Below are 20,519 nucleotides of genomic sequence, written 5' to 3'. Positions count from 1 at the left end.
GTCCTGTCTCTCCAAGGAGCCACCATGCAACGCAGACATCTGATCCAGGCCGCCGGCGCACTGCCGCTGGCCACGCTCGCGGTCCGCACCGCCTTCGCCTTCGACGGCCCCGAGCTCTATGCGGGCGAGAAGGCGCTGTACGCCGAGGCGCAGAAGGAAGGGCTGTGCGTCTCCTTCGACACCGGTCCCGAATGGGCCAACTGGAAGTCGCTGTTCCGCGACTTCAAGAAGCGCTACCCCGAGATCGAGCTGACCTACAACGACATCGGCTCCGCCGCCACCGTGGTCGCGCTGGAGAAGACCAAGCGCCGCCCGCAGGCCGACACGGCCTACTACTTCGCCGCCTCGGGCGTCGATGCCGCGAAGAAGGACGTGGTCGCACCCTTCAAGCCCGTCAACTTCGACAAGCTGCCGCCCGTGTTCCGTGAGGCCGAAGGCCGCTGGTTCACCATCCACACGCTGAACATCGCCTTCCTGGTCAACAAGAAGCTGGTGAAGAACGTGCCCACGAGCTGGGCCGACCTGCTCAAGCCCGAGTTCAAGAGCACGGTGGTCTACCTCGACCCGCGCTCCACCGGCATCGGCCAGGTGCTGGCCTTCGCCGCGGCCTACGCCAACGGCGGCAGCGTCGACAACGTGCAGCCCGGCACCGACTACCTCGGCAAGCTGCATGCGGCCGGCAACGTGCTGCGGGTGGAAGGCACCACGCCGTATGCCAAGTTCCTCAAGGGCGAGATCCCGGTGTGGATCAGCTACGAGAACGACGGCCTCAAGGCCAAGTACGTCGACGGCATGGGCGATGCGGTCGAAGTCGTGATTCCGAAGGAAGCCAGCGTGGCCGCGCCGTATGCGATCAGCCTGGTGAAGAACGGGCCGAACCCGAACGCAGGCAAGCTGTGGCTCAACTTCACCATGAGCGAGGCCGGCCAGTCGCTGTTCGCGCAGGGCTTCGTGCGTCCGGCCGTGCCGGGCACGCCGCTCAGTGCCGATGTCGCAGCGAAGATGCCGGCCGCACCGCAGATCCGTCCGCTCGACGTGGTGAAAGCCTCGGAGCGCAAGGCCGACGTGGACAAGCTCTGGGCGCAGGCCGCGCTGGGAAAGTAAGCCGCCATGCGACGCTTTGGCGCCTGGCCCGCATGGGCCTTCATGGCGCTGTTCTTCGCGGTGCCGCTGGCGGCCCTGCTGCCCGAGGCCTTTGCCGAGGGTGGCAGCGCCTTCGGGCGGCTGTTCGGCAATCCGCTGTTCCTGGGCGCGCTGCGCAACACGCTGGGCCTGGGCCTGGCGGCGGGCGCGATCTCGGCGCTGGTGGGCACCTGCATCGCCATCGAACTCGCGCGCCAGCCCGAAGGCCGGCACCAGTGGATGATGACCCTGCTGGGCCTGCCGCTGGCCTTCTCGGGGTTGGTGATCGCCTACGGATTCATCCTGGCCTTCGGGCGCGCGGGCTTCGTGACGCAGCTGCTCGCGGGCCTGGGCGCCGACCCGGCGGTCATCGGCAGCTGGATCTACAGCGTGTCGGGCCTGGGTTGCGCCTATGCCTACTACCTGATTCCGCGCGTGGCGCTGTCGCTGTACCCCGTGTTCGCGAACCTCGACCTGCGCCCGGCGCAGGCGGCGCGCACGCTGGGTGCTTCGCGTGCACGGGCCTTCCGGGACACGGTGGTGCCCGAGGTCATGCCCTCGGTGCTGTCGAGCGCCTGCATGGTGGCGGCGATCGCGATGGGCACCTATGGCACGGCACTGGCACTGGTGGGCACGCAACTCAACATCCTGCCGCTGATGCTGCTCGCGCAGCTGGGCGACGGTGGTTCCGATTTCTCGGTGGCGGCGGCCTTGTCGCTGGTGCTGATGGTGGCGTGTGTGATCGTGATGGGAGTGGGCGATGTCGTTACGCGAAGGCGCGAGCGCGGTGCTGTCGGCACCGGTCACTGAGGCGCTGACGCGCCTCGCGCAGAAACAACGGGGGCCGGCCCGCCACCGCCAGCCCGTGGCCATCCTCGGCCCGGGCGACGGCGGCCCGGCCGAATGCGAAGCGGCCTACGCCGTGGCGCATGCACTGGCCGGTGCAGGCATGGCGGTGATCTGCGGCGGGCGCGGCGGCGTGATGGCCGCAGCCTCGCGCGGCGCCACCGCGGCCGGCGGCATTGCCGTGGGCATCCTGCCCGAAGAGGATGACCGCAACGCCAACGACTGGCTCAGCGTGGCCATTCCCACCGGCATGGGCGAAATGCGCAACGCGATCATCGCGCGCAGTGGCGTATGCCTGCTTGCCATCGGCGGCAACATGGGCACGTTGTCGGAGATGGCCATGGGACTCAAGTGGGGCAAGCCGGTCTTCGTGATGCATGGGGATGTGGCGCTGCCGGGCGCGGTGCAGACTGCCGACGTGAACGACATGCTCGCCAAGGTGCTGGACTGCCTGCTCGCCTGAGTCCCGCAGCGACAACGTGGCCGACACAGCCGCATTGCACAATGACGGCATGCCCTACATGCCCGCCTTCGTCGCCCCCGCCCGCTTCACCGATCCCGACGCCGCGTTCGAACAGGTGCGACTCATCTACGACGGCGGCCTGCAGCACCTGCGCGAGGCGATGCTGCGCTTCGTGGCGGGGGACAGCCTCACGGGGCGGGTGCGGGCCTGTTATCCCTTCGTTCGCGTGCACACGCACACGGTCTCGCGCCGCACGCCGGTGGCCAACGCGGGCCTGAGCTACGGCTTCGTGTCGGGGCCGGGGCGCTTCGAGACGACGCTCACGCGGCCCGACCTGTTCAGCCGCTACTATCGCGAGCAGTTCCGGCTCTTGCTCGAGAACCACCAGGTCGAGCTCGAGATCGGCACCAGCACGCAGCCGATCCCGATCCACTTCTCCTTCGCCGAGAACGACCACATCGAAGGCAACATGAGTGCCGAGCGCCGCGCACTGATGCGCGACGTGTTCGACCTGCCCGACCTCGGCGCGATGGACGACGGCATTGCCAACGGCACCTTCGAGGCGCGGCCCGGGGAGGCGCAGCCGCTCGCCCTCTTCACCGGCGCGCGCGTCGACTACTCGCTGCACCGGCTGCGCCACTACACCGGCACCGCGCCCGAGTGGTTCCAGAACTTCGTGCTGTTCACCAACTACCAGTTCTACATCGACGAGTTCGTGCGGCTCGGCCTCGAGGCGATGACCGACGCGCACAGCGAATACGTCGCCTTCATCCAGCCCGGCAACGTGATCACCCGCCGGCGCGGACTGGCCGCGGGGTCGAGCAAGACCTTCGGTGCCCTGCTCGACGGCACGCAGGGCACGCCGCCGCCGCGGCTGCCGCAGATGCCGGCCTACCACCTGGTGCGCGAGGATTGCAGCGGCATCACGATGGTCAACATCGGCGTCGGCCCGGCCAATGCCAAGACCATCACCGACCACGTCGCGGTGCTGCGCCCGCATGCGTGGATGATGCTCGGCCATTGCGCCGGCCTGCGGCAGGGGCAGCAGCTGGGCGACTACGTGCTCGCGCATGCCTATGTGCGCGAGGACCACGTGCTCGACGAGGAGCTGCCGCTGTGGGTGCCGATCCCGGCGCTGTCGGAGATCCAGCTCGCGCTCGAGAAGGCGGTGGCGCAGGTCACCGGCACCGAGGGGCCCGAGCTCAAGAAGATCATGCGCACCGGCACCGTCGCGAGCACCGACAACCGCAACTGGGAGCTCTTGCCCGGCAACCGGCCGCAGCGCCGCTTCAGCCAGAGCCGCGCCGTGGCGCTCGACATGGAAAGCGCCACCATCGCCGCCAACGGCTTTCGCTTTCGCGTGCCCTACGGCACCCTGCTGTGCGTGAGCGACAAGCCGCTGCACGGCGAGATCAAGCTGCCCGGCATGGCCAACCAGTTCTACCGCGAGCGCGTCGAGCAGCACCTGCGCATCGGCATGGCCGCGATCGACGTGCTGCGCAGCGAAGGCACGAGCCGGCTGCACAGCCGCAAGCTGCGCAGCTTTGCCGAAGTGGCGTTCCAGTAGCCGGCGAAGCGCTCAGTTCGATTCGAAGAGTTCCGGCATTTCGCGCTGCGCCTTGGGCGTGAGCGTCAATGCGCGGCCATCGAGTTCCTGCCGCACCCAGCCGCGCCGCAGCGACAGCTGCAGCCAGGCCGCGCCGAGCGCGCCGCCCAGGTGCGCACGCCGCTCGCTCCAGTCGAGACAGGCGCAGGCAAAGCGGCGGCGCGAACCGCGCGCACCGTCGACATCGATGCCCAGGCTTTCGAGCGCGACCGCACCGTCGGGCGTGAGTTCGTAATCGCCGTCCTCGGCCTTCTGCTGCAGCCAGCCCTGTGCATGCAGCCGGTCGTGCAGCGCGACGCCGGCCATGCCGGCGATGTGGTCGTAGCAGGTGCGCGCCGCGCGCAGGCGGCTCGGCGCGGTGGGCTTGAATTCGCCGCGCGGCGCACCGGCCACCACCAGCAGGCCTTCGAGCGCGGCGCCGACCTCGGGGCTGGCGAGGCGGAAGTAGCGGTGCTTGCCTTGCGCGACCGATTCGACCAGCCGCTGCTCCCTGAGCCTTGCCAGATGCGCGCTCGCGGTCGAGGCGGCGACCTCGGCCACGGCCGCCAGCTCGGTCGCCGTGCGCGCATGGCCGTCGAGCAGGCAGCACAGCATGCGCGCGCGCGCCGGCTCGGCGATGGCGCCGGCCAGGCGCGCGAGGTGGGTGTCGGCAGTGATTGCATCCATACTTCGATGCTAAACGAAGTGTGAACGCAAAGGAAGCGGCACACTGCAGGCATGAAACCGCCCGCCTCGCCCGCCGACGTGATCGCCGCCGTCACGCATCCGAATCCCTATCCCTGGTATGCGGCCCTGCGCAACGGGCCGCCGCTGGTCTTCGACGAGCACCTTCGGTTGTGGGTCGCGAGCCGCGCCGAGGTCGTGTGCGAGGTGCTCGCGTGCGAAGCACTGCGCGTGCGCCCGCCGGCCGAGGCGGTGCCGCGCGCCATCGCGGGCACGCCGGCCGGCGAAGTATTCGGCCATCTGGTGCGGATGAACGACGGCGCGCCACACGTGGCGCACCGGCCGCCGCTGCAGCGCGCACTGGCCGGGCTCGACCGGCAGGCCGTGCACGCGGCGGCGCTGAAGATTGCGGCCGGGCTGCCTGCTGCGCCGGTGTCGGATCTCTGCTTTGCCATGCCCGTCTGCGCCGTCGCGCACCTGCTCGGGTTCGCCGACGACATGCTGCTGCGCGTGACGGACTGGATGCGCGACTTCGTCGCCTGCCTTTCCGCGCTGTCGAGCGTGCCGCAGCTGCAGGCCGCGAGCGAGGCCGCTGCCGCGCTGATGATGCGCTTCGAACAGCTGGTCAGCGCTCAGCCGGCAACCGGCGCCAGCCTGCTCGCCGCGGTGCAGGCCGAAGTGCCGGGCGATGGGTCCCGTGTGACGCTGGCCAATCTGGTCGGCCTGCTGTCGCAGACCTGCGAAGCCACGGCAGGCCTGCTCGGCAACAGCCTGATCGCACTGACCCGCGAGCCTGGGCTGCGCCGCAAGATCGGGTCGCGCGCCGAACTGCTGCAGCCGCTGGTGGACGAGGTCGCGCGGCACGATCCTTCGGTCCACAACACGCGCCGCTTCGTGGCCGAGCCGACGGTCCTCGCCGACACGCCGCTCGCGCCCGGCGACGCCGTGCTGGTGGTGCTCGCCGCGGCGAATCGCGATCCCTCGCTCAACCCGGCGCCCGCGACCTTCGAGTTGCTGCGCGCCGAGCGCCGGATGCTGGGCTTCGGCCATGGCCCGCACGCGTGCCCCGGCCAGGCCCTGGCCTGCACCCTTGCGGCGGCTGGCGTACAAGCCCTCCTGGCCGACGGACTCGACATCGACATGCTGATGGACCGCGGCTGGGACTACCGGCCTTCGGCAAACGTCCGCATTCCCGTCTTCCGCTGAGGGCCGCGACGCGCGGGCCCGGTCAGGCCGCCTGCGCCCAGCGCCCGGTCGCCTCCAGATGCGGCGACATCTGCGCGCGCCCCCAGCGCAGCGGCAACGCAGCCGGCATGCGCCGCGCCGCCAGCACCTGCATCCGAAGCAGCCGGCGCGCGCCCTCGAAGGCGTCCACCTCGGGTCCGTTCCAGATGACTTCGGCGCTGACTGCGACTTGCAGCAGGTCGCCGGTCTCGAAGTCGATGAACAGCAGGCCCGCGCGCGGATGCACGACGATATTGCCGAGCGTGTTGAAGAAGAGATTGCCGTCGAAGTCCGGCACCGTCAGCGTGCCCTCGCCGCTCAGTCCCACGAAACCGGGCCGGCCACCGCGATGCGACACGTCGACGCCATGCGACGGCTCGCCGTCGACGCCCGAGCCGGCCACCGACGGGTAGGCAGTGGCGATGAAGAAGGTGTCTGCATGGGTCACCATCCGCCTCGCATTCGCGTCCAGCCGACCGCCGAGCTGCACGACCTTTGGCGCGGCGTCGCACGGCACGAAGACAGCCTCCCGCGCCTGGATGTACCGGGGGCAGTTGCCGAAGCTTTGCCGCACCTCGACCGAGAAGCCTTCTGCATCGACCACGTCGATCACGCCGTTCATGCGGTTGCGGCGGCGCGTGTGCGGCTCGATGCCGAGCAGGCCGATCGATGCGCCCGGGACGAGGGCCGCAGCCAGCGGATCGCCGGCAAGCGGCCGCGCGTCGACGCGCAGATGCTGCGGATCGGGCGAATGCACGAAGCCGGGTGGCGCGGCCAGCACGCTGGCCCAGGGTTGATGCCGGTCATCGATGCTCCCCGCCACCAAAAAGGGCAGTTGCGGGAAGAAGAGCCGATGCTGTTCGGGCATGTGGTCGCGCAGTACGCGCGGTCCGAGCTCCGCCATCCGCTCGCCGACGCCGGCGAGATTCTGCAGGGCGCGCTCGCCCTCGTGCCACGGCACGCGTTCCGGCGCGTTCATGCGGCCAGCCCGATCCGCTGCGGTGCCATCGGCACGAAGCCCGGCAGCGCCTCGATGCGCGCCAGCCAAGCGCGCACCTGCGGATAGGCGTCGAGCGAGACATTGCCTTCGGGCGCATGCGCGACGTAGCTGTAGTTGGCGATGTCGGCCAGCGTCGATTGCCGGCCGGCGAGGAAGGGCCGCCCGGCCAGCTCGGACTCCATCACGCGCAGCAGGTCGTGCGAGCGCGCGATCGCCTCGGCCGGTTCCCGGTGCAGACCGAACATCACGATCACGCGCGCCACCGAAGGCCCGGACGCCAGCTGTCCGGCCGCGACCGAGAGCCAACGCTGCACGCGCGCCGCGCCGAGCGGATCGCGCGGCATCCAGCGCGCCGGGTCGGGCGCATAGCGCTCGTTGAGATAGGCCAGGATCGCATTGGAATCCGGCAGGGTCACTTCGCCATCCTCGATCACCGGCACCTGGCCGAACGTGTTGCGACGCAGGAACTCGGGCGTGCGCTGTGCACCGGCGCGCAGGTCGACCTCGATGGTCTCGAAGGGCAAGCCGAGCAGCGAAAGAAAAAGCCGCACCCGGTGCGAATGGCCGGACACGGACGAGCCGTAGACCTTGATGGGCTGTGCGGGGCGAGCGGCTGTCATGGGGTTTCTCCGGAGGTGTGGCTGTGGGAGTCGATTCTGTGTTGCTCCATCTTTCGAAGTAATGGCATCAGTCGTATTTGACTGCTCCGATTTCCGGTTTAATCACGCCATGGACCGCCTCAAGGCCATGCACACCTTCATACAGATCGCCGAGCAGGGCAGCCTGACCCGCGCGGCCGACGTGCTCGACAGTTCGCTGCCGGCCGTGGTGCGTGCGCTGGCGGCGCTGGAGGCGCACCTCGGCGTGCGGCTGTTCCACCGCACCACGCGCCGCATCTCGCTGACCGAGGAAGGCCGGCACTACCTGGACAGCGCACGCGAGGTGCTGGCCGCGGCCGACGCCGCCGATCGCGCGCTCGCGGTCGAGGCGGCCGAGCCGGCGGGCCGGCTCACGGTCACGGCGCCCGTGCTTTTCGGGCACATGTACGTCGCGCCCGCCATCGTGCGTTTTCTCCAGCGTCACCACAAGGTGCGTTGCAGCGTGCTGCTGCACGACCGCACGGTCAACCTCCTGGAGGAAGGCATCGATGTCGGCATCCGCATCAGCGCACTGGAGGACTCGTCACTGGTCGCGCAGACGCTGGGCAGCATCCGCCGCGTGGTGGTCGCGAGCCCGGCGTATCTGAAGCAGCACGGCACGCCGGCGCATCCGCGCGAACTGCTGGACGCCAACTGCGTGTGCCTGCAGCCCGGCAGTTCGGCGCACTGGGCCTTTCGCGAACAGGGCCGGCCGCTGAAGATCGCGGCCCGGGGCAACATCGACTTCAACCACATTGCACCCGCGGTCGAAGCCTGCGCGGCGGGGCTGGGCTTCGGCAACTTCTTCTCGTACCAGGTACTGCCGATGGTGGCGCAAGGCCGGCTCGCGATCGTGCTCGAAGACTTCGAGCCGCCGCCGCGGCCGGTGAGCGTGATCTATCCCCATGCACGGCTGCTGCCGGCGCGCGCGCGTGCGTTCATCGAATGGATGAAGGCGGAGTTCACGGGGCTGCGGCTCTGAGCGTCACGGGCAGGATCTGCAGCGCATGGGCCACAATGCCCCGGTGCCGACGCCCCTCTTCCACGCCAGCCATCTGCGCAAGCACTACGGATCGACCCTCGTGGTCGACGACCTCTCCTTCGAGATCGCACCCGGCGAATGCCTCGGCGTGATCGGCCCCAACGGCGCGGGCAAGACCACCACCATCCGCATGTGCCTGGGCCTCACCACGCCCGACAGCGGCACGATCGAAGCGCTCGGCGGGCTGTCGATGCCGCGCGACGCGCGCGCGATCAAGGCGCAGCTCGGCGTGGTCAGCCAGTTCGACACGCTCGATCCCGACTTCAGCTGCGCCGAGAACCTCAGGGTCTACGCACGCTACTTCGGCATGCGCCGCGCGGAGATCGCGCCGCGCATTCCCTATCTGCTCGACTTCGCGGCGCTGACGCACAAGGCCGATGCGAAGCCCGGCGAGCTCTCGGGCGGCATGCGCCGGCGGCTGTCGCTCGCGCGGGCGCTGGTCAACGATCCGAAGCTGCTGATGCTGGACGAGCCGACCACCGGCCTCGATCCGCAGGCGCGGCACCTGATGTGGGAGCGGCTGCAACTGCTGCTGCAGCAGGGCAAGTCGATCCTGCTGACGACGCACTTCATGGACGAGGCCGAGCGGCTGTGTTCACGCCTGCTGGTGCTGGACCACGGCCGCAAGATCGCCGAGGGCCGGCCGCGCGACCTGATCGCCGAGCACCTCGAGCCCGACGTGGTCGAGGTGTACGGCAACGGCGCGCTCGCGCTGGCCGAATCGCCACTCAGGCAGTACGCGGCACGGGTCGAGGTCAGCGGCGAGACGGTGTTCTTCTACACGCAGGATGCGCGCGGGCTGATGGAGGCGCTGGCCGGCCACGCCGGGCTGCGCACCTTCCACCGACCGGCCAACCTGGAAGACCTGTTCCTCAAATTGACGGGCCGGCAGATACGAGAGGACGGATAGCATGACGCCCACTCCTGGCCCCTCGGTCTGGCGCCCGCCCGAGCTCTCGATGCGCTGGTGGCCGGTGTTCCTGCGCAACCTGCTGGTGTGGCGCAAGCTCGCGATCCCGAGCCTGATCGGCAACATCGCCGAGCCGCTGATCTGGCTGGTGGCCTTCGGCTACGGCATGGGCGCGCTGGTCGGCCGGATCGAGGTCGACGGCATCAGCGTGCCCTACATCCTGTTCCTGGCCAGCGGCTCGGTGTGCATGAGCGCGATGAACGCAGCGTCGTTCGAGGCGCTCTATTCGGCCTTCTCGCGCATGCATGTGCAGAAGACCTGGGACGGCATCATGAACGCGCCGGTGGGACTGGACGACGTGGTGCTGGCCGAGATGCTGTGGGCCGGCTTCAAGGCGATCTTCACGACCACGGCCATCCTGTTCGTGATGCTGGCGCTGAACATCAGCCACAGCCCGAAGCTGTTCGTCGCCTGGTTCGTGCTGGTGGGCGTGGGCATCACCTTCTCGTGCATCGCGCTGATCTTCAACGCGCTGGCGAAGGGCTACGATTTCTTCACCTACTACTTCACGCTGTTCATGACGCCGATGATGTTCCTGTCGGGCGTGTTCTTTCCGCTCGAGCAGTTGCCCACGGTGGTGCGGCGGATCGCGGACTGGCTGCCGCTGGCGAACGCGGTGGCGCTGGTGCGGCCCTTGTTCATGGACCGCTGGCCCGGCGACTGGGAACGCCATGCGCTCGTGCTGGTGGCCTACACCGTGGTCGCGTTCTGGATCGCGCTGGGGCTCACGCGCAAGCGCTTTCGGGCTTGAGGGAGAACCTGCATGCATGACCCGTCGAAGGTGGCCGAACCCGCAGCCTTGCGGCAGCGCGACGGCGCCGAGGCCAGAGTCACCTACGAAGAGCTGTTCTTCGATCTGGTCTATGTCTTCGCGGTCACCCAGCTGTCCCACTACCTGCTCGGCCACCTGACGCCGCTCGGCGCGCTGCAGACGCTGCTGCTCTGGTTCGCGGTCTGGCTGGGTTGGCAATACACCTGCTGGGTGACGAACTGGTTCGACCCGCGCTCGGCACCGATCCGGTTGCTGCTGTTCGGCGTCATGCTGGCGGGGCTGGTGATGTCGGCGGCCATTCCGGGCGCGTTCGCCGAGCGCGGCGTGGTGTTCGCGGTCGCCTTCGTCGCGATCCAGGTCGGGCGCTCGGCCTGCGTCTGGCTGCTGCTGCGGCGCGAACGCCATGCGCTGGCGGCGAACTTCGCGCGCATCCTCGGGTGGAATTGCATCGCAGCGGTGTTCTGGATCGCCGGCGCCGCGACGGCGGGCGGTACCCGCATGGCCTGCTGGGCCGTCGCGGTGGCCTGCGAGTACGTGTCGCCGATGTTCGGCTTCCGGCTGCCGGGTCTGGGACGCTCGCGCACCGCCGACTGGACCATCGAGGGCGGCCACCTGGCCGAGCGTTGCCAGCTGTTCGTGATCGTGGCGCTGGGCGAATCGATCCTGCTGATCGGCGACACCTTCGCCAGGACGCAGACCTTGACCAGCCTCTCGACGCTCGCCTTCCTGATCGCCTTCGCGGGCAGCCTCGCGATGTGGTGGCTCTACTTCGACGCCGGCAGCGAGGACGGCAGCCACGCGATCGCGCATTCGGACGATCCGGGCCGCATGGGCGCCTATTTCCACTACGTCCACGTGCTGATCGTCGGCGGCATCATCGTCACCGCGGTGGGCAACGAGCTCGTGATCGCGCATCCGCATGGCCATCTGGATCTGCCGGGCATCATCGTGATGCTCGGCGCGCCGGTCGCCTACCTGTTGGGCAACGGCATCTACCGGCGCATCGTGTATGGGTCCTTCCCTGCTTCGCACGTCGCCGGCGTGGCCGTCGCCGCGGCGCTGCTGGCGCTCGTTGCCCGGATCGATCTGCTCACGCTGAACGGGCTGACCACGCTCGTGATGCTCGGCGTGGCTGCGTGGGACACGCTGCGCGCGCGATCGGGTGCGGTCCGCCGCAACGCGTCGCACGCGCGCAAGGCCTGAGCCCGGGCCGGGGTTCAGCGCGCGGCCGCGGCGCGCAGCTTGTCCTTCTTGCTCGGACGCTTGCCCTTGATGCCGCCCGTGCCCTTGTCGGCGGGCGGCGCGGCCTCGACGGGCTCGAAGCCCGGCACCTGCTCGCGCGGCACGTTCAGGCCCTGGCGTTTCTCGATCAACCTGAAATGCGCGTCGGTCGCGCCGCTGACGAAGCTGACGGCGACACCGCGCTCCCCGGCCCGCCCGGTGCGGCCGATGCGGTGCACATGGTCGACCGCCGAGCGCGCGAGGTCGTAGTTCACCACCGCCGGCAGCTGCACGACGTCGATGCCGCGCGCAGCGAGGTCGGTGGCGATCACCACCTGCACGCGCGAGGCCTTGAAGTCGGCGAGCACCTGCGTGCGCTTGCCCTGGCTGAGCAGGCCGTGAAAGGGCTCGGCATGGATGTCGGCCTTGCGCAGCTTGTCGGCCACGATCTCGGCCGCATGCTTGGTGGCGACGAAGACCAGCACCCGCGCCCAGCCCTCGTCCCGGACCAGATGGCGCAGCAGCTGCGTGCGGCGTCCGGGATCGACCTCGATCGCGCGCTGGGCGATGTCGGGTTGCCCGGCCGCTTCGGACTGCACCTCGACCCGCACGGGGTCGTGCAGCAAGGCCTCGGCGAAGGACTGGATCGCCGGCGGGAAGGTCGCCGAGAACAGCAGGTTCTGCCGCCGCGCGGGAAGCAGCGCGAGGACGCGCCCGAGTTCGTCGGCAAAGCCGAGGTCGAACAGGCGGTCGGCCTCGTCCAGCACCAGCATGTCCACCGCGTCCAGCCGCACTGCGCGATGGTCGATCAGGTCCAGCAGGCGGCCCGGCGTGGCGACCATGATGTCCGCGCCGCCGCGCAGCGCCATCATCTGCGGATTGATGGAGACGCCGCCGAAGGCGACCGCGATCCTGGGCGGCGCCGTCAGGTGCTGCGCGAGACCGCGCATCGACTCGCCGACCTGCGCCGCGAGTTCACGCGTGGGCACGAGGATCAGCGCACGCAGCCGGCGCGGCGCGTGCCGGCCCCCGGCCGCCACGCGTTGCAGCAGCGGCAGCGCGAAGGCCGCCGTCTTGCCCGAGCCGGTCTGCGCTGCGCCGAGCAGATCGCGGCCCTGCAGAATCGCGGGGATGGCTTCGGCCTGGATGGCCGTGGGCGCGGCATAGCCTTTGTCGGTGGCGGCGCGCACCAGGGCGGGGTCGAGGCCCAGGGAATGGAATGGCATGGAATGAAGATCGCGAAGATGAAGGAGCATAGCCAGCATGAACCCCGATGACCTCGAACGTCTGCTGACCCGCGAGATGCCCTTCGGCAAATACAAGGGCCGGCTGATCGCCGACCTGCCCGGCAACTACCTGAACTGGTTTGCCCGCGAGGGCTTCCCCGAGGGAGAGATCGGCCGCCTGCTGGCGCTGATGCACGAGATCGACCACAACGGGCTCAAGGGGCTGCTGGAGCCGCTTCGCAAGAGGCGCTGAACGGGCCGCCAGTGACGCTTTTCCGCCTCATTTCGGCCCGGTCTGCCTAAAAATCAAAGCATTTCACCCAAAAGTCAAATAGTGAACGACAATGCCGGAGCGATCCAGCGGCCCTGCTGCCTGGTTCGCGATCCGGTGATCGGTCAGTTTCGCGCCACAGCGCCTGTTTAGTTTGTTGTGATACTGGGACTCCATCGCTTTGTTTTTTTGGTTTGATTAGGAGTCCCTCCATGGGCAAGAAACTCTACGTAGGCAACCTCGCTTACTCCGTGCGCGACAACGATCTGGAGCAGGCTTTCGCCGCTTACGGCTCGGTCGCCAGCGCCAAGGTCATGATGGAACGCGACAGCGGTCGCTCCAAGGGCTTCGGCTTCGTCGAAATGGGCACCGATGCGGAAGCACTCGCTGCCATCGAAGGCCTGAACGGCCAATCGCTCGACGGCCGCAGCCTGACCGTCAATGAAGCCCGTCCGATGGAGCCCCGTTCGCCCGGCGGCTTCGGCGGTGGTGGTGGTGGCCGCAGCGGCGGTGGCGGCGGCTACGGTGGTGGCGGCGGCGGCGGTGGTTACGGCGGCGGCGGCGGTGGTGGCGGCAATCGCAGCGGCGGTGGCGGCTACGGCGGCGGCGGCGGTGGCCGCGGCGGCTACTAAGCCCTTCCGGCATCCAGCACAAGGCTCCTTCGGGAGCCTTTTTCTTTGGCTGAACCGGCTCCCTCGGGCGCCTTTCCTCATGGGGCACGGCCCCCTGGTACGTGGAAGTCCGTACAGTCCTGGTCAGCAACCAGTCAGTCTCAGGCGACGACCCTCGATGCCACTACAACGAGGAGCGAGACAATGCGCATCAAGAGTCAGGCCGACTTCTTTTCAGGAGTCATGTTCGCTGCGGTCGGGGGCGCCTTCGCCGTCGGCGCCACCACCTACAACATCGGGGACGGCGCCCGCATGGGGCCCGGTTACTTTCCGCTCATGCTGGGGATCCTGCTGGCGATCCTCGGCGCGGCGATCATGTTCCAGGGGCTGGTGGTCGAGGCCCTCGACGGCGGAAAGATCGGCAAATGGGCCTGGAGGCCGCTGGCCTTCGTGCTCGGCGCCAACCTCGCGTTCGGCGTGCTGCTCGGCGGATTGCCGAGCATCGGCCTGCCGGCCATGGGGATGATCCTCGCGATCTACGCACTGACCCTCATCTCGAGCCTGGCCGGTGAGCAGTTCAAGCTGCGCGACGTGCTGGTGCTCGCGACCATCCTGGCAGCAGGCAGCTACGTGGCCTTCATCTGGGCGCTCAAGCTGCAGATCCAGGTCTGGCCGACCTTCATCACGGGTTGAGGAGCGCGCCATGGATCTGATTCACAACCTGAGCATCGGCTTCGGTGTCGCCTTCACCTTCACCAACCTGCTGTACTGCCTGATCGGCTGCATCCTGGGCACGCTGATCGGCGTGCTGCCGGGCATCGGCCCGGTGGCCACCATCGCGATGCTGCTGCCGGCCACCTATGCGCTGCCGCCGGTGTCGGCGCTGATCATGCTCGCGGGCATCTACTACGGCGCGCAGTACGGCGGCTCCACCACCGCCATCCTGGTCAACCTGCCCGGCGAATCCTCGTCGGTGGTGACTTGCATCGATGGCTACCAGATGGCACGACAGGGCCGCGCCGGCCCCGCGCTCGCCGCCGCCGGCCTGGGCTCCTTCTTCGCCGGTTGCGTGGGCACCTTGATCCTGGCGGCCTTCGCGCCGCCGCTGACCGAGCTGGCCTTCAAGTTCGGGCCGGCCGAGTACTTCTCGCTCATGACGCTGGGCCTGATCGGTGCCGTCGTGCTGGCCTCGGGCTCGCTGCTGAAGGCGGTCGCGATGATCGTGCTCGGTCTGCTGCTGGGCATCGTGGGCACGGACGTCAACTCCGGCGTGGCGCGCTTCAGCTTCGACATCCCGGAGCTGACCGACGGCATCGGCTTCGTGGTGATCGCGATGGGCGTGTTCGGCTACGGCGAGATCATCGGCAACCTGTCGCAGCCCGAGGACGAGCGCGAGGTGTTCACCGCCGACGTCAAGGGCCTGTGGCCCACGCGGGACGACTTCAAGCGCATGACGCCGGCCGTGCTGCGCGGCACCGCGCTCGGCTCGGCCCTCGGCATCCTGCCGGGCGGCGGCGCGCTGCTGGCAGCCTTCGCGGCCTACGCACTGGAGAAGAAGATCCGGATGAAGCCCGGCGAAATCCCCTTCGGCAAGGGCAACATCCGCGGCGTGGCCTCGCCCGAATCGGCCAACAATGCCGGCGCGCAGACCTCCTTCATCCCGCTGCTCACGCTGGGCATTCCGCCCAACGCGGTGATGGCGCTGATGGTGGGCGCGATGACCATCCACAACATCCAGCCCGGCCCGCAGGTCATGACCAGCAACCCCGAGCTGTTCTGGGGCCTGATCGCTTCGATGTGGATCGGCAACGCGATGCTCATCGTGCTCAACCTGCCGCTGATCGGCATGTGGATCAAGCTGCTGACGGTGCCCTACAGGTTCCTGTTCCCGGCGATCGTGCTGTTCTGCGCGATCGGCGTGTACTCGACCAACAACAACACCTTCGACGTCTGGATGGTCGGCGCCTTCGGCTTCATCGGCTACCTGTTCCTCAAGCTCAAGGCCGAGCCGGCGCCGCTGCTGCTGGGCTTCATCCTCGGGCCGATGATGGAGGAGAACCTGCGCCGTGCGCTGCTGCTGTCGCGCGGCACCTGGAGCGTGTTCGTCACGCGGCCGCTGTCCGCCGGCCTGCTGTTGGCGGCCTGCCTGCTGCTGGGCATCGTGCTGCTGCCTTCGATCAAGGCCAAACGCGAAGAGGCCTTTGTGGAGGAGTAGCTCGCCCCAGAGGCGTGTTAGCGGCGAGCGGAGGTCAGGGCGCGGCGCAGTTCGACCGCGCACAGCGCCACGGCGGTGTTCGCCTCGTCGAGCACCCGGCCCATCGTGATGAAGCCGTGGATCTGGCGCTCGAAGCAGACGTAGCTCGCGCGGTTGCCGGCCGCGGTCAGCGCACGCGCGTAGTCCAGCCCCTCGTCGCGCAGCGGGTCGTAGCCGGCGGTGAGCACCAGTGCCGGCGGCAGGCCCGCGAGCTTGTCTTGCAGCAGCGGCGAGGCACGCCACTCGAGGTCGTGCTTCGGATCGGCGATGTAATGGTCGTGGAAATACGTGATCGAATCGCTGGTGAGCAAATAGCCCTGGCCATTGGTGGTGTGCGACGCGTGGCCGCGGCGCATGTCGGTCGCGGGATAGATCAGCAGCTGGAACGCGATCGGCAGGTCGCCCGCATCGCGCGCCGCGATCGCCACCACGGCGGCCAGGTTGCCGCCGGCGCTGTCGCCGCCGACCGCGAGCCGGGTGGCATCGAGCCCGAGCGCGCCCGCTTCCTTGCGCACCCAGCGCGTGGCGGCGAGCACGTCGTCGACCGCGGCGGGAAAGCGGTGCTCCGGACCCATGCGGTAGTCGACGGCGACCACGGCGCATCCCGACAGATTGGCGAGCTCGCGGCACAGCGTGTCGTGCGTGTCGAGGTCGCCGATAACCCAGCCGCCGCCGTGGTAGTAGACCAGCACCGGCAGCAGCGCCGCACGGCTCGTGCCCAGCGGACGATAGAGCCGCAGCGGGATCGTGCCGTGCGGGCCGGTCGCGGCGAGTTCGCGCACCTCGGCGACCTCCCCGGGTTCGGGCTGCGTGACGCTGCGCCGTTCGCGGTAGAAGGCGCGCGCGTCGGCCGGCGACAGGGTGTGGGTCGGCGGGACGCCGCGCTGTTCCATGAGGTCGAGCAGCGCGCGGGCTTGAGGGTGCAGCATGGGGAGTCTCCGGAGGTGTGAAGTTCAGGCCCGGCGAGGGCGGATGCGCGACGCGGCTTCCTTGGCATTGCGGCGCGCGGTGTCGATGTCGGCCGCATGCGCCACCGCCACGCCCATGCGGCGCTTGACGAAGCTCTCGGGCTTGCCGAACAGGCGCACATCGGTGCCGGGCACGCGCAGCGCATCGGCCACGCCGTCGAAGACGATGCCGGCCGCATCCACGCCGCCGTAGACCACGGCGCTCGCGCCCGCGCTCTTGAGCGTGGTGTCGACCGGCAGGCCGAGGATCGCGCGCGCATGCAGCTCGAACTCGTTCTGCCACTGGGTCGCCAGGGTCACCAGGCCGGTGTCGTGCGGCCGCGGGCTGACCTCGCTGAACCAGACCTGCTCGCACTTGACGAACAGCTCGACGCCGAAGAGTCCCTGCCCGCCGAGATCGGCCGTCACCGCCTGCGCGATCTGCTGCGCCTTTTGCAGCGCGGCCGGCGCCATCGGATGCGGCTGCCAGCTCTCGACATAGTCGCCATGGACCTGCAGGTGGCCGATGGGCTCGCAGAAGCGGGTCTGCACGGCGCCGGCCTCGTCGAGCGCGCGCACCGTGAGCAGCGTGATCTCGTAGTCGAAATCGATGAAGCCCTCGACGATCACGCGGCCGTGGCTCACCCGGCCCCCGGCCATCGCACAGTCCCAGGCCTTCTGGACGTCGGCCGGCCCGTCGATCTTGCTCTGGCCCTTGCCCGAGCTGCTCATCACGGGCTTGACGATGCAGGGATAGCCGATGCCTTCGTCGATCGCCGCCTGCAGCTGGGCCAGCGAATCGCAGAACTTGTAGGGGCTGGTCGGCACGCCCAGCGTCTCGGCGGCCAGGCGGCGAATGCCTTCGCGGTCCATCGTGAGGCGCGCGGCGCGCGCGGTCGGGATCACGCGCACCACGCCGGCATCCTCGAGCTGCTGCAGCACCGGCGTGGCGATGGCCTCGATCTCGGGCACCACCAGCAGCGGCCGCTCGGCCTCGATCAGCGCTTTCAGCTGCACGGGATCGCTCATCGTGAGGGTGCGCGCATGGTGCGCCACCTGCTGGCCCGGCGCATTCTCGTAGCGGTCGACCGCGATGGTTTCGACGCCGAGGCGCTGCAGCGCGATCAGCACTTCCTTGCCGAGCTCGCCCGAGCCGAGCAGCATCACACGGGTGGCGGAAGGAGACAAGGGGGTGCCGAGGGTGGTCATGGGTACGGGTTCGTGCAGAAGAAGGAGACGGGTACGCAGGACTGTAAATCAAGCCCGCTGTCACACGCGGCAATGCGGCGCCCGCGCGCGTGTTTCACAATGCCGTGATGGGCGACTTCGGAGCGTCCCTCCCTTTTTTTCTTCAGGAGCATTTCTCATGGCAATCCACACAGTCGGCATCATCGGCGCGGGCACGATGGGCAACGGCATCGCGCAGGCCTGCGCCGTCGCGGGCGTCAAGGTCGTGATGGTCGACATCGCGCAGGCCGCGGTCGACAAGGGCCTCTCGACGGTCGCCGGCAGTCTCGACAGGCTGATCAAGAAGGACAAGCTCAGCACGGCGCAGAAGGATGCCGCGCTGGCGCTGATCAAGGGTTCGACGAACTACGACGAGCTCAAGGCGGCTCAACTCGTGATCGAGGCGGCGACCGAGAACCACGCGCTCAAGCTCAAGATCCTCCAGCAGGTCGATGCCCTGCCCCCGCCCGAAGCGATCATCGCCTCGAACACCTCGTCGATCTCGATCACCCAGCTGGCGGCGGCCACCTCGCGCGCCGACCGCTTCATCGGCATGCACTTCTTCAACCCGGTGCCGATGATGGCGCTGGTCGAGATCATCCGCGGCTACCTCACCAGCGACGCCACGCACGATGCGGTGAAGGCGCTGGCGGTGACGCTGGGCAAGTCGCCGATCACGGTGAAGAACGCGCCCGGCTTCGTGGTCAACCGCATTCTGGTGCCGATGATCAACGAGGCCTTCTTCGTGCTGGCCGAAGGGCTTGCGACGGCCGAGGACATCGACGCCGGCATGAAGCTGGGCTGCAACCAGCCGATCGGGCCGCTGGCACTGGCCGACATGATCGGGCTCGATGTCTGCCTGGCCGTGATGGAGGTCTACCTCGAACAGTTCGGCGACTCCAAGTACCGGCCCTGCCCGCTGCTCAAGGAGATGGTGGCGGCCGGACAGCTGGGCCGCAAGACGGGCCGCGGCGTCTACAGCTACTGAACGAGGTCGTCCATGACCGCCACGCCCACCACGCCGCCGCCCGAAGGCTGCATCGACACCCAGGTGCTCGACCACGTGCTGCTGATCGGCATCAACCGCCCGACCAAGCGCAACGGCTGGACGCCGCGCATGTTCCGCGAACTGGCCGAGGCCTACACGCGGCTCGACGACGATCCGGCGCTGCGCGTGGGCGTGCTGCACGCATTCGGCGATCACTTCACCGCCGGGCTGGATCTGCCCGCGGTGGCCGAGTACATGAAGCGCGGCGAGAAGGCGATTCCCGCAGGACTGGTCGAGCCGCACGACTACGGCCTGCCCGGCTACCGGCGACGCAGCAAGCCGATGGTGGTGGCGGTCAAGGGGATCTGCTTCACGGTCGGCATCGAGCTGATGCTGGGCGCCGACATCGTGGTCGCGGCCGACAACTGCCGCTTCTCGCAGATGGAAGTGCAGCGCGGCATCATGGCCACCGGCGGCGCGACGCTGCGCATGGCGGAGCGCGCGGGGCTGGGCAACGCCATGCTGCATCTGCTGACGGCCGACGAGTTCGGCAGCGCCGAGGCCTTCCGGCTGAACTTCGTGCAGAAGGTGGTGCCGGCCGGGGAGGAACTCGACGAGGCTTTGCGCATCGCGCAGCGCATCGCGGCGCAGGCGCCGCTGGCGGTGGTGGCGACACGGCTCAATGTAGTGAAGGCGATCGAACAGGGGCCGGCGGCAGCCGTCGCGGATTTCATTCCGGTGCAGCAGCGGCTGGCGAACAGCGAGGATGCGGCCGAAGGGGTACGGTCCTTTGTCGAGCGGAGACCTTCGCGGTTCAGTGGGCGATGAGGGGGCCTTTGCGGAGGTCCGGCGCGCTCACCCCAGCCCTCTCCCGGAGGGAGAGGGGGGCAAGACAACAATTCTCACAAATTACATTGCACACAATTTAATTGGAGGCTATACTTCCGGCCATGCGCACCCAGCCCCCATCGACCGACGAGATGCTCCGGCTCGACAACCAGCTCTGCTTCGCGGTCTACTCCGCCTCGCTGGCGATGACCAAGCTCTACAAGCCGCTGCTCGACAAGCTCCATCTCACCTACCCGCAATACCTCGTGATGCTGGTGCTGTGGGAGCGCGACGGGCTCATGGTGTCCGAGCTCGGCGAGCGACTCTCGCTCGATTCGGGCACGCTCACGCCCTTGCTCAAGCGGCTCGAAGCCAGCGGCCTGGTGGCGCGCATCCGCGATGTCGATGACGAGCGCCGGGTCCGCGTCACCCTCACCGCCGCGGGCCGCAAGCTCAAGGCGCGCGCCGCCGGCGTGCCGGGCTGCCTGATGGCCGCCACGCAGTGCTCGGTGCCCGAACTCATCGCCCTCACGCAGCAGATCCAGACCCTGCGCGATCGCGTCAAGGCTGCCTAGTCTTTTTCCCCCAACCAACCGAAGG

Annotated in this window: 22 protein-coding genes; 16 read left to right on the top strand and 6 right to left on the bottom strand. The window is 68.8% G+C overall.

Going from position 1 to position 20,519, the window contains the following annotated elements:
- The first annotated feature begins 24 nt into the window (after positions 1-24).
- From WDLP6_RS03265 to WDLP6_RS03250, 4 genes are read left to right on the top strand one after another with little or no spacing between them, the layout of a single operon-like run.
- The gene (locus WDLP6_RS03265; protein WP_162591186.1) at positions 25-1,104 is read left to right on the top strand and encodes an extracellular solute-binding protein; all 1,080 of its coding nucleotides are present in this window, start codon (positions 25-27) and stop codon (positions 1,102-1,104) included.
- 6 nt (positions 1,105-1,110) lie between these two features.
- On the top strand, positions 1,111-1,932 hold the full coding sequence (locus tag WDLP6_RS03260) for an ABC transporter permease (RefSeq protein ID WP_162591185.1): 822 nt from the start codon (positions 1,111-1,113) through the stop codon (positions 1,930-1,932).
- Positions 1,883-2,431 (top strand): TIGR00725 family protein, encoded by a 549-nt coding sequence (locus WDLP6_RS03255; RefSeq protein ID WP_162565764.1) that lies wholly within the window; start codon positions 1,883-1,885, stop codon positions 2,429-2,431. Before WDLP6_RS03260 ends, WDLP6_RS03255 begins: the two co-directional genes overlap by 50 nt.
- Positions 2,432-2,480: 49 nt before the next feature.
- Entirely contained in the window at positions 2,481-3,998 is a 1,518-nt protein-coding gene (locus WDLP6_RS03250) for an AMP nucleosidase (RefSeq protein ID WP_162565763.1), read from the top strand.
- 12 nt (positions 3,999-4,010) lie between these two features.
- Here WDLP6_RS03250 and WDLP6_RS03245 read toward each other — a convergent pair whose 3' ends face one another.
- Positions 4,011-4,703 carry an ArsR/SmtB family transcription factor gene (locus WDLP6_RS03245; protein ID WP_162591184.1) on the bottom strand — a complete coding sequence of 231 codons (693 nt, stop codon included), beginning with the start codon at positions 4,701-4,703 and terminating at the stop codon, positions 4,011-4,013.
- Positions 4,704-4,754: 51 nt separating this feature from the next.
- Between WDLP6_RS03245 and WDLP6_RS03240 the strand changes: the two genes are divergently transcribed.
- A complete protein-coding gene (locus WDLP6_RS03240; protein ID WP_162591183.1) occupies positions 4,755-5,906 on the top strand; it encodes a cytochrome P450 in 1,152 nt (383 codons plus the stop codon).
- Between the two features lie 22 nt (positions 5,907-5,928).
- Here the strand turns inward: WDLP6_RS03240 and WDLP6_RS03235 are convergent, their stop codons facing one another.
- A complete protein-coding gene (locus WDLP6_RS03235; protein WP_162591182.1) occupies positions 5,929-6,903 on the bottom strand; it encodes a pyridoxamine 5'-phosphate oxidase family protein in 975 nt (324 codons plus the stop codon).
- Entirely contained in the window at positions 6,900-7,544 is a 645-nt protein-coding gene (locus tag WDLP6_RS03230) for a glutathione S-transferase family protein (protein WP_162591181.1), read from the bottom strand. The genes WDLP6_RS03235 and WDLP6_RS03230 overlap by 4 nt, the downstream gene beginning before the upstream one ends.
- A 109-nt stretch (positions 7,545-7,653) precedes the next feature.
- On the opposite strand from WDLP6_RS03230, the gene WDLP6_RS03225 reads away from it, so the two are divergent.
- Genes WDLP6_RS03225 through WDLP6_RS03210 form a run of 4 tightly spaced genes read left to right on the top strand, consistent with a single transcriptional unit; the run spans position 7,654 to position 11,549 of the window.
- A complete protein-coding gene (locus WDLP6_RS03225; protein WP_162591180.1) occupies positions 7,654-8,544 on the top strand; it encodes a LysR family transcriptional regulator in 891 nt (296 codons plus the stop codon).
- A gap of 25 nt (positions 8,545-8,569) precedes the next feature.
- Positions 8,570-9,514 carry an ATP-binding cassette domain-containing protein gene (locus WDLP6_RS03220; RefSeq protein ID WP_162565757.1) on the top strand — a complete coding sequence of 315 codons (945 nt, stop codon included), beginning with the start codon at positions 8,570-8,572 and terminating at the stop codon, positions 9,512-9,514.
- 1 nt (position 9,515) lies between these two features.
- On the top strand, positions 9,516-10,325 hold the full coding sequence (locus WDLP6_RS03215; RefSeq protein WP_162591179.1) for an ABC transporter permease: 810 nt from the start codon (positions 9,516-9,518) through the stop codon (positions 10,323-10,325).
- A gap of 12 nt (positions 10,326-10,337) precedes the next feature.
- The gene (locus WDLP6_RS03210) at positions 10,338-11,549 is read left to right on the top strand and encodes a low temperature requirement protein A (protein ID WP_162591178.1); all 1,212 of its coding nucleotides are present in this window, start codon (positions 10,338-10,340) and stop codon (positions 11,547-11,549) included.
- A gap of 14 nt (positions 11,550-11,563) precedes the next feature.
- Here the strand turns inward: WDLP6_RS03210 and WDLP6_RS03205 are convergent, their stop codons facing one another.
- On the bottom strand, positions 11,564-12,793 hold the full coding sequence (locus WDLP6_RS03205) for a DEAD/DEAH box helicase (RefSeq protein WP_162591177.1): 1,230 nt from the start codon (positions 12,791-12,793) through the stop codon (positions 11,564-11,566).
- Between the two features lie 37 nt (positions 12,794-12,830).
- Between WDLP6_RS03205 and WDLP6_RS03200 the strand changes: the two genes are divergently transcribed.
- From WDLP6_RS03200 to WDLP6_RS03185, 4 genes are all read left to right on the top strand, one after another.
- A complete protein-coding gene (locus WDLP6_RS03200) occupies positions 12,831-13,046 on the top strand; it encodes a DUF3820 family protein (RefSeq protein WP_162565753.1) in 216 nt (71 codons plus the stop codon).
- A 230-nt stretch (positions 13,047-13,276) separates the two neighbouring features.
- Entirely contained in the window at positions 13,277-13,696 is a 420-nt protein-coding gene (locus tag WDLP6_RS03195) for an RNA recognition motif domain-containing protein (protein ID WP_162591176.1), read from the top strand.
- Positions 13,697-13,879: 183 nt separating this feature from the next.
- Positions 13,880-14,368, top strand: coding sequence for a tripartite tricarboxylate transporter TctB family protein (locus WDLP6_RS03190; RefSeq protein WP_162591175.1), 489 nt, complete (start codon positions 13,880-13,882; stop codon positions 14,366-14,368).
- Between the two features lie 10 nt (positions 14,369-14,378).
- On the top strand, positions 14,379-15,890 hold the full coding sequence (locus tag WDLP6_RS03185) for a tripartite tricarboxylate transporter permease (protein WP_162591174.1): 1,512 nt from the start codon (positions 14,379-14,381) through the stop codon (positions 15,888-15,890).
- A gap of 17 nt (positions 15,891-15,907) precedes the next feature.
- On the opposite strand, the gene WDLP6_RS03180 is transcribed toward WDLP6_RS03185, so the two are convergent.
- A complete protein-coding gene (locus WDLP6_RS03180) occupies positions 15,908-16,858 on the bottom strand; it encodes an alpha/beta hydrolase (protein WP_162591173.1) in 951 nt (316 codons plus the stop codon).
- 24 nt (positions 16,859-16,882) lie between these two features.
- A complete protein-coding gene (gene purT / locus WDLP6_RS03175) occupies positions 16,883-18,085 on the bottom strand; it encodes a formate-dependent phosphoribosylglycinamide formyltransferase (RefSeq protein WP_162591172.1) in 1,203 nt (400 codons plus the stop codon).
- Positions 18,086-18,242: 157 nt separating this feature from the next.
- On the opposite strand from purT, the gene WDLP6_RS03170 reads away from it, so the two are divergent.
- The 3 genes from WDLP6_RS03170 to WDLP6_RS03160 all read left to right on the top strand — a co-directional run bounded on the left by WDLP6_RS03170 (position 18,243) and on the right by WDLP6_RS03160 (position 20,494).
- Positions 18,243-19,091: a 3-hydroxybutyryl-CoA dehydrogenase gene (locus WDLP6_RS03170; RefSeq protein WP_162591171.1), complete on the top strand. Its 849-nt coding sequence runs from the start codon at positions 18,243-18,245 to the stop codon at positions 19,089-19,091.
- Positions 19,092-19,103: 12 nt separating this feature from the next.
- Entirely contained in the window at positions 19,104-19,919 is an 816-nt protein-coding gene (locus WDLP6_RS03165) for a crotonase/enoyl-CoA hydratase family protein (protein ID WP_162591170.1), read from the top strand.
- 122 nt (positions 19,920-20,041) lie between these two features.
- The gene (locus tag WDLP6_RS03160; RefSeq protein ID WP_162565745.1) at positions 20,042-20,494 is read left to right on the top strand and encodes a MarR family winged helix-turn-helix transcriptional regulator; all 453 of its coding nucleotides are present in this window, start codon (positions 20,042-20,044) and stop codon (positions 20,492-20,494) included.
- Positions 20,495-20,519: the final 25 nt, after the last annotated feature.

The organism is Variovorax sp. PBL-E5 (genome assembly GCF_901827185.1).
Classification (GTDB): Bacteria; Pseudomonadota; Gammaproteobacteria; order Burkholderiales; family Burkholderiaceae_C; genus Variovorax.
This window is presented reverse-complemented; position numbering and strand designations above follow the sequence as displayed.

Coding starts and splice junctions, on each gene's coding strand:
- WDLP6_RS03265 (WP_162591186.1), top strand. CDS start 25: ATGCAACGCAGACATCTGATCCAGGCCGCCGGCGCACTGCCGCTGGCC.
- WDLP6_RS03260 (WP_162591185.1), top strand. CDS start 1,111: ATGCGACGCTTTGGCGCCTGGCCCGCATGGGCCTTCATGGCGCTGTTC.
- WDLP6_RS03255 (WP_162565764.1), top strand. CDS start 1,883: ATGTCGTTACGCGAAGGCGCGAGCGCGGTGCTGTCGGCACCGGTCACT.
- WDLP6_RS03250 (WP_162565763.1), top strand. CDS start 2,481: ATGCCCTACATGCCCGCCTTCGTCGCCCCCGCCCGCTTCACCGATCCC.
- WDLP6_RS03245 (WP_162591184.1), bottom strand. CDS start 4,703: ATGGATGCAATCACTGCCGACACCCACCTCGCGCGCCTGGCCGGCGCC.
- WDLP6_RS03240 (WP_162591183.1), top strand. CDS start 4,755: ATGAAACCGCCCGCCTCGCCCGCCGACGTGATCGCCGCCGTCACGCAT.
- WDLP6_RS03235 (WP_162591182.1), bottom strand. CDS start 6,903: ATGAACGCGCCGGAACGCGTGCCGTGGCACGAGGGCGAGCGCGCCCTG.
- WDLP6_RS03230 (WP_162591181.1), bottom strand. CDS start 7,544: ATGACAGCCGCTCGCCCCGCACAGCCCATCAAGGTCTACGGCTCGTCC.
- WDLP6_RS03225 (WP_162591180.1), top strand. CDS start 7,654: ATGGACCGCCTCAAGGCCATGCACACCTTCATACAGATCGCCGAGCAG.
- WDLP6_RS03220 (WP_162565757.1), top strand. CDS start 8,570: ATGGGCCACAATGCCCCGGTGCCGACGCCCCTCTTCCACGCCAGCCAT.
- WDLP6_RS03215 (WP_162591179.1), top strand. CDS start 9,516: ATGACGCCCACTCCTGGCCCCTCGGTCTGGCGCCCGCCCGAGCTCTCG.
- WDLP6_RS03210 (WP_162591178.1), top strand. CDS start 10,338: ATGCATGACCCGTCGAAGGTGGCCGAACCCGCAGCCTTGCGGCAGCGC.
- WDLP6_RS03205 (WP_162591177.1), bottom strand. CDS start 12,793: ATGCCATTCCATTCCCTGGGCCTCGACCCCGCCCTGGTGCGCGCCGCC.
- WDLP6_RS03200 (WP_162565753.1), top strand. CDS start 12,831: ATGAACCCCGATGACCTCGAACGTCTGCTGACCCGCGAGATGCCCTTC.
- WDLP6_RS03195 (WP_162591176.1), top strand. CDS start 13,277: ATGGGCAAGAAACTCTACGTAGGCAACCTCGCTTACTCCGTGCGCGAC.
- WDLP6_RS03190 (WP_162591175.1), top strand. CDS start 13,880: ATGCGCATCAAGAGTCAGGCCGACTTCTTTTCAGGAGTCATGTTCGCT.
- WDLP6_RS03185 (WP_162591174.1), top strand. CDS start 14,379: ATGGATCTGATTCACAACCTGAGCATCGGCTTCGGTGTCGCCTTCACC.
- WDLP6_RS03180 (WP_162591173.1), bottom strand. CDS start 16,858: ATGCTGCACCCTCAAGCCCGCGCGCTGCTCGACCTCATGGAACAGCGC.
- purT (WP_162591172.1), bottom strand. CDS start 18,085: ATGACCACCCTCGGCACCCCCTTGTCTCCTTCCGCCACCCGTGTGATG.
- WDLP6_RS03170 (WP_162591171.1), top strand. CDS start 18,243: ATGGCAATCCACACAGTCGGCATCATCGGCGCGGGCACGATGGGCAAC.
- WDLP6_RS03165 (WP_162591170.1), top strand. CDS start 19,104: ATGACCGCCACGCCCACCACGCCGCCGCCCGAAGGCTGCATCGACACC.
- WDLP6_RS03160 (WP_162565745.1), top strand. CDS start 20,042: ATGCGCACCCAGCCCCCATCGACCGACGAGATGCTCCGGCTCGACAAC.